A 13,631-nucleotide genomic window follows, 5' to 3' on the forward strand; every position below is an offset into this window, starting at 1 on the left:
CGCGGCAGTCGGTGCTGTCGCCGCTCATGCTGGCGCCCCTCATCATGTGGCCCCCGATGGATCGATCACACCGCCTAAAGCGTTTGGTCCCACAGCATTTCGAGGTTCGGCAATTGGGCCGCCCGGCAATGGCGGCCGGAAGCACGGTTTCACAGCAGAAACATACTGAAATCAGGTTCGAAGGCGCAGTCGCCTCGTGCTATCTTTCGTTTTCCATGGGGGCCGGAGGGGGCGTGACAGATACGTCTCGCAGGCCGAATTAACGGAAAGAACGCCGGTGTCGCATTCAGACGAACAGTTGCAGTCGGTGCTGGAAACCCTCGAGGAGTGCCGCAGGGTTCTCAATGCGTGCAACAGCCGTGAGTCGGCCGAGATGCTGTCCATCGTCATCCTCGACGTCAGGATGAAACTCAAAGGAATCGATAGTGCCGATCTCAAGGCGCTGTGCGACGAAATGCTGCGCAGCGCTGCGAGCGAGCCGCCGCCCCCTTCCAAGCAGACGCAGGACCAGCCCCGGCGTCCGCTGCTCCGCGTGGTGAAGTAGCCGCGCCGCCGAATCTCGCTTTTTGGCGAGGTTTGCGCGTGTCCCGATGCCGCATCTGTGATCACGGAGGGCATCGGGCGGAGCCTTGGTTCTGTGCGCCTCTGTTGCGCATTCTCCGGCATCGGCTACACCAGAGCCGGTTCGGCTCCGGGCCGGGCGCGTTCCTTGCGCGCTGTGCCGGAGCCTGAGATGGCTCCGACTGCATCATGCAAAATGTTTCGATCCCGGCGGCGCTGATTGCAGGCCTCGTCAGCTTCCTCTCGCCTTGCGTCCTGCCTCTGGTTCCGCCCTATCTGATCTACCTCACCGGCGCCACGATCGAGCATGTCGAGAGCGACGAGCCGGCCGCGGCCTCCAAGCGCGCAATCCTATTGTCGGCGCTCCTGTTCGTGCTCGGCTTTTCCACCATCTTCATTGCTCTTGGTGCAACAGCCAGCTTCGTTGGCCAAGGACTGCGGGACCTCCGGCTTGCCTACCTTCAGTGGGTGTCGGAAATCCAGACGGTCCTCGGTGTTAAGCTTCCGCTTCCGGATGATCCGTTCGCACTCCTCGCCGGTATCATCATCATCATCATGGGCCTGCACTTCCTCGGCCTGACGCGCATCGGCCTTCTGATGCGCGAGGGGCGTCTGCCGATTCCCAAACCGGTCGGCCTATGGGGCGCCTATATCATGGGCCTCGCATTCGCCTTCGGCTGGACACCCTGCATCGGCCCGATCCTCGCCGCGATCCTCTCGATCGCCGCGGCGGAAGCCACGGTGATGAGGGGCGCCGGCCTGCTGGCGGTCTATTCCGCGGGCCTTGGCATTCCGTTCCTGATCGCGGCGCTGATGATCGAGCAGTTTTCCGCGCTGTTCGCGCGCATGAGGGGCCACCTCGTCAATGTCGAGCGCGCCATGGGCGTCTTGATGGTTCTCACCGGCATCGGCTTTCTCACCGGCGCGGTCTCGAATGTGAGCATCTGGCTGCTGGAGACGTTTCCGGCGCTGCAGACGATCGGTTAGGGCGCGCAGGGACCGGGTTTTCACGGACGAAAAAGGTGAGGAACCGTTGAAACCCGTCAGGCATGCTGTCACGGAACGACGATTCCAACCTTTCCGGTCCCGAGGCGTTGCACCGGGGGACAACTCGCATGGTGGAGATCACGTGACCAAGACACTGCGCTTAGAACCCCTGTCGGACAACGCGGCTTTGGTTGCCTGGCAGTTTTTGGGACAGCCGCTGCAGGAATGGCCGAGCTGGGTTCAGTTGAATTGCTCGCTGCAGAAGGATTCCGACGGAAAATTCGAGCTTCGGCACGAGCGGCGCAGCGGCACTCAGATCGTCTATCTCGGCGAGTGGCTCGTGAGAGATCTCGATGGCGGCGTGGACTTCTACACGGACGCCGAGATCTGGTCGCGGTTCGCTGCCAAGCGCTGAAGCGCGGAGAGATCGAGCCGGCGCGTCGATCGCGCCTTAGTCTTTCTTGCTCGCGCTCCGGGCGATCAAAAGCCTGTGTGGCTGGTGGGGCAAAAAGCCTCGCGGTAGGACCCACCCATAGAATGCAATCTGTAGTAATATTTCATCCTACTGCACCCTGAGGGGCAATTCTTCTGAACGTATACTGAAACGAGAATTTCACACCAATCGACATCTTCCGCGCCCCTCTCCCCTTACAGCATATTGAGCAGGAGCAAGCGATGGGAACCGACGTGAATGTTCATCCCGGTCATGGCAAGGCCGGACGTCAACCGACGCGGCAATTTCTGGATACGCTTTCCGGACACGACGATCCCGGCATGTTTGGCCGGATGTTTCCGAACCTGGAGCCGCTGGCCGTCGACGACGGTCCGCTGCGTGAACTCGCCGATGCGATGAAGGACCCAACGCCCGGCGACCCCACGGGGAACAATGCCAACGTGCCCGCCGGCTTCACCTATCTGGGACAATTCGTCGATCACGATATCACGCTCGATCTGACCTCCTTCGGCGAGAAGGAAGCCGATCCGACGGCGGTCACGAATTTTCGCACGCCCGCACTCGATCTCGACAGCATCTATGGTCTCGGTCCCGACGGAAGCCGCCATCTGTACGCGCGCAATTCGGCCAGCGACAGCGGCAGGACCCCGGGTCCGAAGCTGCTGATCGGCAAGACCGTCAATGTCGGCGTCGGCAACATCACGGGCGATCATCGTAACGACCTCCCGCGCAATCCAGAGGGATTTGCCCTGATCGGCGATCACCGCAACGACGAGAACCTGCTCGTCGCGCAGACTCATCTTGCGATGTTGAAGTTTCACAACAAGGTCTGCGACCGGCTTGCGGCGTCGGGGAAGCCCGCCGGCGAGATCTTCGAGGAAGCGCGCCAGATCGTGACTTGGCACTACCAATGGATGGTCCTGCACGATTTTGTCGAGCGCATTACCGAAAAGGGAATCGTTGCGAAGATCCTCGAGCAGGGACGGCGCTTCTACCGATTCAAGCAGATACCCTACATGCCCGTCGAGTTTTCCGCTGCCGTCTACCGTCTCGGCCACAGCATGGTTCGCGAGGTCTACAGCCACAACAGGATCTTCACGCCGGGCGGTGCCGCTCCAGCGACGCTCGATCTGTTGTTCAGGTTCACCGGACTTTCCGGAGGCATCGTCGGAGATCTCGCACCCAATCCGATTCAGCCGCCGCTCCCGCTTCCGGTCCTCTCCAGCAACTGGATCATTGACTGGCGCCGCTTCTATCAGGTGCTGCAGTCCAATCCGCAGGGAGTGGGGTTGAACCTGTCGCGCAAGATCGATCCGTTCGTCGTGCCGCAACTTCACAGCTTGCCGGGGGAAAGCAGCGGCAGCAATACCGCCAGCCTGCCATTCCGCAATCTCAAGCGCGGCGTGCTGCTGGGACTGCCGTCGGGGCAGGACGTCGCCAAGGCGATGAAGATCAAGAACCCGCTGACGCCGGAGGAAATCTCGAAGGGGAGCGACGGTGCCGTAGCGAAGAAGCATGGCCTGCACCAGCACACCCCGCTCTGGTACTACATCCTCAAGGAGGCCGAGCAGCGGGGCAAAGGTGAACGGCTCGGGCCCGTCGGCGCGACGCTGCTTGCCGAGGTCTTCGTCGGCCTCGTCCACGGCGATCACCAGTCGTATCTGTGGCTCAAGGGCAAGAGCTGGAAGCCGACGTTGCCCTCGCAAGTGCCGGGCGAATTCACGATGGCCGATCTGCTGCGTTTCGTCGGGGACATTAGCCCGATCGACGGCATCTCGACGGTCTAAAGCGTGATCCGGAGAACCGCGGCGCGGTTTTCCGGAAGGATCGACGTCATGCGATCAAATGGGGGAGGGCGGCCGCCGCCGAGACGGCCGCCCTCCTGTTTTCATCAATCGATTTCCTGAACGACGGTGCGTGAACCGGGATCGACCAGCATCACGCGCTCGCCCGAATAGACGTAGCGATACTTCGTCAGCGACGGGCCCCAATCGGACGGGACGGCCTCGAGCTCGACGTCGCTCGGCACCGTCGCGCCGACGACGATCTTTTCCTTCGTCGTGACCGGACGCACGCGATGTTCGGTGACGTAGGATTTGATCTTGGTCCTGTATTGCGGCTCGATCTGAACCGCGGCCGCGTGGCCGGTTCCGGTGGTGGTCACTACGGTGGATTGCGCGAACGCGCCGGTCGAGATCAACGCTGCCGCGGCGGACAGCAGGAACAGCTTCTTCATCTTGTTTCTCCTCTCAGGGGAATAGGCCGCATCAACATCTCACCGCGGGCAGGGTTCCCCGGCGAACAGGAACAAAATGCCTGTTTTTCCCGTTCCTGGATCAGCAGGCAACGGGCCCCTGCGATCTCGACGTCGTCCAGGACGTCAAGACCAAGAAGTGCATGTGCCGGCGATCAGGTTGCAGTGCAGCAGTGTCGTGCCGGAGCAGCCCCGCGACGATGAGGGCCGGCGGCGCACGCGAAATGACTTCCGTCCAACCGAGCTTTTTCATACGCTTGCCTCTCGCAAGCCGCATAGCGGCTGCGCTCACGGCCCGGCGACAGGGCCGGAGCATCAAAGGGAGGGGAGACGATGAAGCGAAGATCATTTCTCGCTGGGATCGGTGCAAGCGCTGCGGCAGCCACCATCGGCATGCCGTCGATCCTGAGGGCGCAAGCCCCGATCACGCTGAACGGTGCCGTGCAGTTCAACGACGACCATGCCTTCAACCGGGCGCTGATCCGGTTCGAGGAGCTGGTGAAGAAATATTACGGCAAGCCGGTCAACTTCACCCTGCACAAGAACTCCTCGCTCGGCCTCGAGAAGCAGTATTTCGAGTACATGTCGCAGGGCAAGGCGGTGGATTACGCCATTGTCTCGCCGGCCCACATGTCGACCTTCGCCAAGGCGGCCCCGTTCATCGATGCGCCCTTCGTGTTCAAGGGCATCGAGCACATGAACAAGGTGGTCGAAGCCAATATCCTGGCGCCGGTTGCCGACGAGGTCGCGGCCAAGGCCGAGGTGGTTCTGATCGGCTATGCCGGCGGCGGCATCCGCAACATCTTCGCCAACAAGCCGCTCAAGAACCTCGCCGATCTCAAAGGGCTCAAGGTCCGCGTGCAGGGCGCGCCGATCTGGTCGAAGACCTTTGCGGCGGTCGGCATGAGCCCCACCGTGATCGCCTATAACGAAGTCTACAACGCGATCCAGAACGGGGTGATATCGGCCGGCGAGAACGAAGCGGCCGGCGTCGAGGCGATGAAATTCTACGAAGTCGCTCCGCATCTCAACCTCACTCAGCACGCCGTGTCGATCCGGCCCATCTGCTTCTCGGTGAAGACGCTGAAGACGCTGCCGAAGGATCTGCAGGACGCGATCATGAAGGCCGGCAAGGAGGCCGGCGATTACGGCCGCCAGCTCGAGTCGAGCGAGGAGGTGGTCAAGCTCGACACGCTGGAAAAGGCCGGCAAGCTCAAGCGCGTTCCCTTCGAGGAGCGGGACGCCATGAAGAAGCTCGCCGATCCCGTGATGGCGACCTACGCCAAGGAGATCGGCGCCGAAGGCATCTTCGAGAAGATCAACGTCGTCTGAGGTCGCCCTGTCCGCCGACACCATTCCGGGCAGGCCCCGCTTCCTGCCCGGAGCCGGCGGATGAGCGCCGCACGGAGCACGAATGTCCGACATGCCTGTCCCGTCCACACCGTCGCTGTGGCGTCGCTTCACGGCGGCCTATGCGAAATTGCTGGAGATCCTGCTGGCCGCCTGCGTCGGCATCCTGGTCATTCCGGTCACGCTGCAGATCATCTCACGCTACACGCCCTTCATCCCGTCCTACATCTGGACGGAGGAGATGGCGCGCTTCCTGTTCATCTGGACCATCATGATCGGCGCCATGGTCGGGGTTCGGGAAGCGCAGCATTTCGAGGTCGACGTGTGGCCCGATCTGTCGCGGCGGTCGGAGGCCGCGGTGCGGATCCTGGCGCGGCTCGGCGTGCTGGCGCTGGCACTGGTGTTCGTAACGGCTGGTATCGAGTTCACCCGCTTCGCCTGGAACAGAACGTCGGAGCTGGCCGATCTGCCGCTTTGGCTGATTCACGTCGCTTGGCCTGTGGCCGGCGTGACGTGGATCGTGTTTGCCGGCGAGCAGATAGTCGATGAAATGCGCGTTCTGATTGGGGCGGGGCAATGAGCGGCAATGTACTCTCCGCCGGACAGGCCGCGATGGTGCTGTTCGGGGTCTTCGTCGGTCTGCTCATCGTGCGCGTGCCGGTCGCTTTCGCGCTCGGCCTTGCCTGCGTGCCGATCCTTTTGATCGAGCCGCGCCTGTCGCTGATGACGCTCGCGCAGGAAACCTTCAACGCCTACAATTCCTTCATCCTGCTCGCGGTGCCGTTCTTCCTCTTGACCGCCAATCTGATGAGCATTGGCGGCATCACCGACCGCCTGGTCGCGCTGTCGCGCTCGATGGTCGGGCACTGGCCGGGATCGCTGGCGCAGATCAACGTCGTGCTGTCGGTGTTCTTTGCCGGCATCTCCGGCTCCTCCACTGCCGACGCGGCAAGCCAATCGAAAATCTTCATCGATGCGCAGACCAAGGAGGGCTACGATCTCTCGTTCTCCATCGCCATCACCGCGGTCTCTGCGGTGCTTGCGGTCATCATCCCGCCTTCCATTCTCATGATCGTGTGGGGCGGGCTGATCTCGACCTCGATCGCGGCGATGTATCTGGCCGGCATCGTGCCGGGCCTTTTGATCGCGGGTGCGCAGATGGCGACGGTGCACATCTATGCCGTGCGCCGCGGCTATCCGACCTATCCGAAGGCGACCTGGGTCGAGATGCGGTGTGCCATTTGGCGGTCGATACCGGCGATGATGACGCCGTTCATCATCGTCGGCGGCATCCTGCTCGGCTGGTTCACCGCGACCGAGTCCGCCTGCGTCGCGGTGCTCTATTCCGTTGTGCTCTCGGCGTTCTTCTACCGCGAGACGGGTGTCCGCGAATTGTACAAGGCCTTGCTCGACACCGGGCGCCTCGCCGGGGTGGCGCTGTTCTGCGTCGGCACCGCGAGCGCATTCGGCTGGCTGCTCGCCTATTACAAGATCCCGCAGGAGCTGCTGGCCAACGTCTCGACCTGGGGCATGGGCGTCGTTGCGGCCGGCTTCTTCATCTCCTTCTGCTTTCTGGTGGTGGGCTGCTTCCTCGACGCCATCCCGGCGATCATCATCGTCGGCACCGTGCTGGAGCCGCTGGCCAGGTCGGTCGATCTTCATCCGGTCCAGTTCGCGATCATCTCCATCGTGTCGCTGGCCTTCGGGCTGGTGACGCCGCCCTACGGCCTCTGCCTGATGATCGCCTGCTCGATCGCCGGCGTGCGGCTGCGCTATGCCCTGAAGGACACGGTGATCATGCTGATCCCGATGCTGCTCGTGCTGGCGGCGGTCATCGTCTGGCCCAGCGTGTCGCTGTTCCTGCCGCGCCTGATCGTGCCGGAGATGCTCAAGTGAGCTGCGATGGCCTGATCCCGCGGCCGGCGGCCACGGGATCGTCGCGATGGGCTACAGATTGCTTTCGGTGATCGCCGCGTAGACCATGCTGCGCAGCTCGCGGCGGATCGGGTAGGCGCTCGACGGCAGCACCTGGGTCATGAAGATCGCGATCAGCTCCTCGGCCGGATCGATCCAGAACGATGTCGTGGCCGCGCCGCCCCAATTGTATTCGCCGGGGCTGCCGGCGATCAGCGTCTCGGCCGGGCGCATGGTGACGGCAAAGCCGAGACCGAAGCCGATGCCGTTATAGGTCGCTTCCGAGAACAGCGAGCGCGAGACCTCCGGAAGCGCACGGCCGCCCGGAATGTGGTTGGTCGTCATCAGCGCCAGCGTCTTCGGCCCGATCAGCCTGACACCGCCGAGCGCGCCGCCATTGAGCAGCGCGCGGCAGAAGGTGAGATAGTCGGCGACCGTCGAGCACAGGCCGCCGCCGCCGGAGATGAACGAGGGCGGCGACAGGAACGAGCTCGTCGCCGGATCGTCCTGGAGCGTCAGTCCCTCGCGGCGCTGGCCGGCATGGAAGGTCATGCCGCCGCCGGGATCGGCGGAGTAGCAGGCCGCAAGGCGATGCGCCTTGGAGGCGGGCACGTGGAAGTCGGTGTCGGTCATGCCGAGCGGATCGAGAATGCGCTGTTTCAAGAACTGCTCGAACGGCACGCCGGAGATCTTGCCGATGAGATAGCCGATCACGTCGGTCGCAACGGAGTAATTCCAGGACTCGCCCGGCGAAAACTCCAGCGGAATCTTGGCCAGGCCGTCGATCATGGTCTGGAGCGTGCCCCATTTTTCGACCTCGCCGATCTTCTCACTGCGATAGGCTGCATCGACGTTGGAGCGTTGCTGGAAGCCATAGGTGAGCCCAGACGTGTGGCGCAGGAGGTCGACGATCAGCATCGGCCGGGACGGCGGCCGGGTCAGGAACGCCGGGTAGGTGCCGGCGACGAACACGCCGAGGTCCTTCCACTCCGGAATGTATTTGGCGACGGGCTCGTCGATCGCGACGAGGCCTTCCTCGACCAGCATCATGAAGGCGACGCTGGTGAGCGGCTTGGTCATGGAATAGATGCGATAGATCGTATCGTCCCTCACCGCCACCTTGCGCTCGACATCGGCAAAGCCCTGCAGCGAGCTGTGGGCGACCTTGCCGCGGCGGTAGACCAGAAGATGCGTGCCCGGGAAGCGACCGGCATCGATGTACCGGCGCCTCAGATGCGCATCGACGCGGTCGAGCGCGGCCTTGGACATGCCGACGGATTCGGGCGAGGCGGGGGTGGGGGCGAGCATCAGTTCCTCCGGGGCGTTTTGTCGGAAAGTTGATACCGAAATGGCCGCCGCATTCCAAGCCGGTTGCGCTTAACGGGGCTGGGCCGCCTGGTGTAGACTCAGGCCTCGGAACACAAGGAGCCCGCCTGGGCCAACGATAAAAACGCGAGGGCAAACGCACCATGACCCAGTTCAACGAGACCGACCTCACCGAAGCCGTCGTGAGGAGCTTCGACCACACGCCCGATCCGCGTGCGAAATTCCTGCTGCAGGAATTGGTGAAGTCGCTGCACGATTACGTGAGCAAGACCGGTCTCACCTTCGAGGAATGGGAATACGCCATCGACTTCCTGACCCGCACCGGGCAGAAATGCAGCGACACCCGCCAGGAATTCATCCTTTTGTCCGACGTGCTCGGCGTCTCCATGCTGGTCGACGCCGTCAACCACAGGGATCGCGACGGTGCCACGCAGACCACGGTGCTCGGCCCGTTCTATGTCGGCGAGCACAAGGTGACTGCGCACGGCATCGACATCTCGCCGAGCAACCAGACCGGCGAGCGGATGTTCGTGCAGAGCCGCGTCACGGATTTGAAGGGCAAGCCGCTCGCCGGCGTTCCCGTCGACGTCTGGCATGCCGATGACGACGGCTTCTACGATTCCCAGAAGCCGAACTATGACGAGGTCGGCGCCTCGGCGCGGGCGCGCTTCATCACCGATGACGATGGGCGCTTCTTCTTCCGCACCATCCTGCCGTGCAGCTATCCGATTCCGACCGATGGTCCGGTCGGCGAGATGATCGTGCAGACCGGCCGCCACCCGATGCGCCCGGCGCATGTGCATTTCCTGGTCAACGCCAAGGGCCATGAGCCGCTGATCACGCACGTCTTCATCGGCGACGACAAATATCTGGATTCCGACGTCGTGTTCGGCGTCAAGGACGACCTCGTCGCCAAGGTCGAGCCGCGCAGCGATTCCACAATGCCCGACGGCACCAAGGCGAACGGGCGGTGGCATCTGATGACCTACGAATTCCACCTCAAGCCCGGCGGCGGCATGGCGCCGAAGCCGCTGGGGACGAAGGCGGCGGAGCCGGCGTGAGGCGGCCTCGTGTCGGATGTGTGGTCATCCCCGGATGTAGGCTGCCAGCTCCTCCGGTGTTCCGTTCGGAAAGGCGTCCTTCAGATGGTCGAGAAAGGCGGAGACGCGCGCGCTGAGCAATCGTCGCGAAGGATAGAGCGCCCAGAGGGCGATGTCTGATCCATCGACATCTCCCCAGCGGACCAGCGTGCCGGCGGCAAGATCGTGACTGACGAGCGACAGCGGCAGCCTTGCTGCGCCGATGCCGGCTCTCACGGCATCGCGAACCATCATCAGCGATGACAGCCGCAGCACGGGATCGACCGCGATGCGCAATGGGCCGCTTGGTCGCCTGACGTCCCAGGTCGCCGCCGGGTCACTGCCGCGCACGACGGCCGGAACGACGAGGTTTTCTTTTGGGCGTTTCAGGGTGGGGCTGGCCACGACCAGCATTCGGTCCCGCAAGAAGATGCGGCCGACCAGGCTTTCATCCGGATCGGGATTGACACGGATCACGAGATCAAAGCCTTCCTCGATCATATCGACCTGGCGGTCATCCGTGGTGACCTCGAGCCGGACCTGCGGATGCCGAAGGGCGAAGTCGGCCGCCAGACGGCCCATCGCGGTTTGCGAGAAGAGCAGGGGTGCGCTGATCCGCAATCGGCCCCTCGGCTTGTCTCCGCCGGAGGCGATCGCTGCCGCCGTCTCATCGAGCTCGGTGAGGAGCGCTCCGGTCCGCTCGTAAAGCGCCCGTCCTTCTTCGGTCAGTTTGAGAGTGCGGCCGCCGCGCTCGAAGAGACGCAGATCGAGACTGCTCTCGAGCTCGGACACCCGCCGCGACAAGGTCGCTTTAGGGCGTCCCGCGGCGCGCGCGGCTTTTCCGAACCCTCCATAGCGGGCGACGAGATTGAAATCGGCAAGCGCAAGCAAATCCATCTGTTCCACCAATGAGACGATCTGTCCAAATATAGCGTCTATCGGACCGTGTGTGGATCATTAATTTCCGGGGTGTGTTTAGACCCAAACCGGAGTGATCCCATGACCATCCTCGTTACCGGTGCCACAGGCACCATCGGCCGCAACGTCGTCGAGCAACTCGTCAAGCGTGGCGCCGATGTGCGCGCACTCGTCCGAAATCCCGAGAAGGCCAACCTTCCGGCAGGTGTCGCCGTCGCGAAGGGAGACTTGCTGGACGTCGATTCCTTGCGCGCTGCGCTCTCGGGCGTCTCGACGCTGTTCTTGCTAAACGCCGTGGTGCCGGACGAATTCACCCAGGCCCTGACTGCCCTCAACCTCGCCCGCGAGGCCGGCATCGAGCGGTTCGTCTACCTGTCGGTCATTCACAGCGACCGCTACGTGAACGTGCCGCACTTCGCCGGCAAGTTCGGCGTCGAGCGCATGATCGAGCAGATGGGCCTCAAGGCGACCATCCTGCGCCCCGCCTATTTCATGAACAACGAACTCATGATCAAGGATGCCGTGACCGCGTACGGCGTCTATCCCATGCCGATCGGCAGCAAGGGCCTTGCGATGATCGACGCACGCGACATCGGCGAGATCGCGGCGATCGAACTGATCCGCCGCGAGACATCCGCGATGCTGCTTCCGCTCGAGCGCATCAACCTCGTTGGTCCCGATACGCTGACCGGTGCGACGGCAGCTGCAATCTGGTCGGACGTGCTTGGGCGCCCGATCGTCTACGGCGGCGATGACACCGCAGGCTTCGAGAAGACCCTCAGGCAGTTCATGCCGCCCTGGATGGCCTTCGACATGCGGGTGATGAGCGAGCGCTTCCTCACCGAGGGAATGATCCCCGAGGACGGCGACGTCCAGCGTCTGACCGACAGGCTGGGCCGTTCGTTGCGTTCCTACCGCGACTTCGTCGCCGAGATCACGGCGTCCGGCTGAGGCTTGCTAGAGCAGCAGCGCACGGAGGCTGGCCGCCGCTCGCCATTGTTCATGTGGCGAGCGGCAATCTCAATCAGCGCGCATGCAGCAGCGCCAGCAGCACGACGACGGCACAGGCGAGCGCGGCCGAGGTCAGCTTCCAGAACATCAGCGGGTTGCGCTCGAGGAGGGGCGTGATGCGCGTGCTCAGATAGGCCGGATTGGGATTTCTGAGCTCGAACACGAACTCGGACATGTCCTCGTGGCGCTTGATGGGATCGGGATGCAGCGCTTTCCTGAGCGCGCCGTCGATCCAGCCCGGGATGCCGCGCTCGGCGTCGATCGCGGGGCGGTAGCGCAATTTCCACGCGTCCGATCGTCCGCGGATTTTGGCAAGCTGGGCGCCGTAGGGCAGATGCCCGGTCAGCATCTGGTAGCAGATGGCGGCCAGCGAGAACATGTCGGACCGGGGCGAGCCGCCCTGCCCAAGGAAATATTCCGGTGCGGTGTACTGGACCGTGCCGAGAATTTCCGCGTCGGCCGATCTCGGCGCCGCTTCGGCGACGCCTGCGACCCTCACCGATCCGAAGTCGATGATCTTTGCGGTGCCGGTCTTGTCGATCAGGACGTTGTCGGGCCTGAGATCCTGGTGCAGCATCTCCATGCGGTGGAAGGCGCGAAGCCCGGTGGCGATCTGCTCGATGATCCTGCGCACCGTCTCCAGATCGGGACGCGGGTTGTCGAGCATCCATTGCCGCAACGTCTGTCCCTCGACGAACTCGGTCGCGACGTAGAGGTAATTGCGCCGCGTCGAGCGCGATCGCGGCTTGAGCACGTAGGGACTGTCGATGCGCCGCGCGATCCACTCTTCCATGAGGAAACGTTTCAGATAGGCCTGGTTGTCGCGCAGGTCGATCGACGGAATCTTGAGCGCGACCGTCTCCTCGGTCTGTGCATCGACCGCGAGATAGATATGGCTGCGGCTGCTGCCGTGAATCTCCCGGATGATCCGGTAGCCGTCGAACATCGCGCGCGGCTCTAGCAGGGGCGGCAGCGGCAGCGTCGAGGTCGGATCGAACACGCCGGTTTCCTCCGGCACCGCATCGATGCGCAGGATCTGCACGGTGATGTTGTCGTCGCTGCCGCGCCGGTAGGCTTCCTCGACGATCGCCTTCGCCGCGCCGTCGAGCTCGGCGTGCTCGTCGATTGCGCTGGTGACGAAGCGCGCATCGACGAACTCGTAAGCGCCGTCGGTCGCCAGCAGGAAGGTGTCGCCGGCCTGGATCTCGACCGTCTGGTAGTCGATCTCGAGCTGCGGATTGATGCCGAGCGCGCGGCCGAGATAGGTCTGCTCCGACGACACGATGATGCGGTGATCGTCGGTCAGCTGCTCCAGCGCCTTGCCAGCGAGGCGGTAGATGCGGCAGTCGCCGACATGGAAAATGTGCGCGGTCGTCGCCTTGATGACCATGGCGCTGAGGGTGCAGACATAGCCCTTGTCGCGGTCATAGGCATATTGGCTCCTGCGCGTCTGCGCATGCAGCCAGGAATTGGTCGCCTCCAGCACGCGGCGGGCGGAGGTCTTCACCGTCCACGATTCCGACGTGCAGTAATAGTCCATCAGGAAGCTCTTGACCGCCGACTCGCTGGCGATCTGGCTCACCGTGCTCGAGGAAATGCCGTCGGCGAGAACCGCCGCGATGCCCTTGAGGCTGAGCAGTGGCTCCTCCGGAATCAGGACGCCGTGAAAATCCTGGTTGACGGGCTTGCGGCCCCTGTCCGAGTGCTGGCCGACCGAGATCTGGAGTCCGCGGGGCATCGTGATCACCGGGAGAGGGGAGCCTCACCGTGCTTGGGC

13 protein-coding genes are annotated in these 13,631 nt (G+C 63.4%); 9 read left to right on the plus strand and 4 right to left on the minus strand.

Translation table 11 applies throughout. The features are described 5' to 3' along the window. The first annotated feature begins 277 nt into the window (after window positions 1-277). The 4 genes from BDOA9_RS15230 (at window position 278) to BDOA9_RS15245 (ending at window position 3,789) form a co-directional block, all read left to right on the plus strand. A complete protein-coding gene (locus tag BDOA9_RS15230; protein ID WP_025034806.1) occupies window positions 278-544 on the plus strand; it encodes a hypothetical protein in 267 nt (88 codons plus the stop codon). A gap of 206 nt (window positions 545-750) precedes the next feature. Next, window positions 751-1,548, plus strand: a complete 798-nt coding sequence (locus BDOA9_RS15235) for a cytochrome c biogenesis CcdA family protein (protein WP_042336104.1) — start codon at window positions 751-753, stop codon at window positions 1,546-1,548. A gap of 142 nt (window positions 1,549-1,690) precedes the next feature. Next, on the plus strand, window positions 1,691-1,963 hold the full coding sequence (locus BDOA9_RS15240; protein WP_025034808.1) for a hypothetical protein: 273 nt from the start codon (window positions 1,691-1,693) through the stop codon (window positions 1,961-1,963). A 260-nt stretch (window positions 1,964-2,223) separates the two neighbouring features. After that, on the plus strand, window positions 2,224-3,789 hold the full coding sequence (locus tag BDOA9_RS15245; protein WP_025034809.1) for a peroxidase family protein: 1,566 nt from the start codon (window positions 2,224-2,226) through the stop codon (window positions 3,787-3,789). Between the two features lie 104 nt (window positions 3,790-3,893). Here the strand turns inward: BDOA9_RS15245 and BDOA9_RS15250 are convergent, their stop codons facing one another. Beyond that, the gene (locus BDOA9_RS15250; protein ID WP_025034810.1) at window positions 3,894-4,238 is read right to left on the minus strand and encodes a DUF1236 domain-containing protein; all 345 of its coding nucleotides are present in this window, start codon (window positions 4,236-4,238) and stop codon (window positions 3,894-3,896) included. Between the two features lie 351 nt (window positions 4,239-4,589). Here BDOA9_RS15250 and BDOA9_RS15255 point away from each other — a divergent pair, with 351 nt between their 5' ends. The 3 genes from BDOA9_RS15255 to BDOA9_RS15265 all read left to right on the plus strand — a co-directional run bounded on the left by BDOA9_RS15255 (window position 4,590) and on the right by BDOA9_RS15265 (window position 7,502). After that, window positions 4,590-5,588: a TRAP transporter substrate-binding protein gene (locus tag BDOA9_RS15255; protein ID WP_025034811.1), complete on the plus strand. Its 999-nt coding sequence runs from the start codon at window positions 4,590-4,592 to the stop codon at window positions 5,586-5,588. An 82-nt stretch (window positions 5,589-5,670) separates the two neighbouring features. Beyond that, the gene (locus tag BDOA9_RS15260; RefSeq protein WP_025034812.1) at window positions 5,671-6,186 is read left to right on the plus strand and encodes a TRAP transporter small permease; all 516 of its coding nucleotides are present in this window, start codon (window positions 5,671-5,673) and stop codon (window positions 6,184-6,186) included. After that, the gene (locus tag BDOA9_RS15265; RefSeq protein WP_025034813.1) at window positions 6,183-7,502 is read left to right on the plus strand and encodes a TRAP transporter large permease; all 1,320 of its coding nucleotides are present in this window, start codon (window positions 6,183-6,185) and stop codon (window positions 7,500-7,502) included. Before BDOA9_RS15260 ends, BDOA9_RS15265 begins: the two co-directional genes overlap by 4 nt. 51 nt (window positions 7,503-7,553) lie before the next feature. Here BDOA9_RS15265 and BDOA9_RS15270 read toward each other — a convergent pair whose 3' ends face one another. Beyond that, window positions 7,554-8,828, minus strand: a complete 1,275-nt coding sequence (locus BDOA9_RS15270) for a serine hydrolase domain-containing protein (protein ID WP_025034814.1) — start codon at window positions 8,826-8,828, stop codon at window positions 7,554-7,556. A 161-nt stretch (window positions 8,829-8,989) separates the two neighbouring features. On the opposite strand from BDOA9_RS15270, the gene BDOA9_RS15275 reads away from it, so the two are divergent. Next, window positions 8,990-9,907, plus strand: coding sequence for an intradiol ring-cleavage dioxygenase (locus BDOA9_RS15275; RefSeq protein ID WP_025034815.1), 918 nt, complete (start codon window positions 8,990-8,992; stop codon window positions 9,905-9,907). Window positions 9,908-9,931: 24 nt separating this feature from the next. Here the strand turns inward: BDOA9_RS15275 and BDOA9_RS15280 are convergent, their stop codons facing one another. Then, on the minus strand, window positions 9,932-10,822 hold the full coding sequence (locus tag BDOA9_RS15280; protein WP_025034816.1) for a LysR family transcriptional regulator: 891 nt from the start codon (window positions 10,820-10,822) through the stop codon (window positions 9,932-9,934). A 102-nt stretch (window positions 10,823-10,924) separates the two neighbouring features. Here BDOA9_RS15280 and BDOA9_RS15285 point away from each other — a divergent pair, with 102 nt between their 5' ends. Beyond that, window positions 10,925-11,794 carry an SDR family oxidoreductase gene (locus tag BDOA9_RS15285; protein WP_025034817.1) on the plus strand — a complete coding sequence of 290 codons (870 nt, stop codon included), beginning with the start codon at window positions 10,925-10,927 and terminating at the stop codon, window positions 11,792-11,794. Between the two features lie 73 nt (window positions 11,795-11,867). Here the strand turns inward: BDOA9_RS15285 and BDOA9_RS15290 are convergent, their stop codons facing one another. Continuing rightward, window positions 11,868-13,592, minus strand: coding sequence for a bifunctional protein-serine/threonine kinase/phosphatase (locus BDOA9_RS15290; protein ID WP_025034818.1), 1,725 nt, complete (start codon window positions 13,590-13,592; stop codon window positions 11,868-11,870). Between the last annotated feature and the right edge of the window lie 39 nt (window positions 13,593-13,631).

Origin of the sequence: Bradyrhizobium sp. DOA9, assembly GCF_000617845.2 — a bacterium.
GTDB lineage: Bacteria > Pseudomonadota > Alphaproteobacteria > Rhizobiales > Xanthobacteraceae > Bradyrhizobium.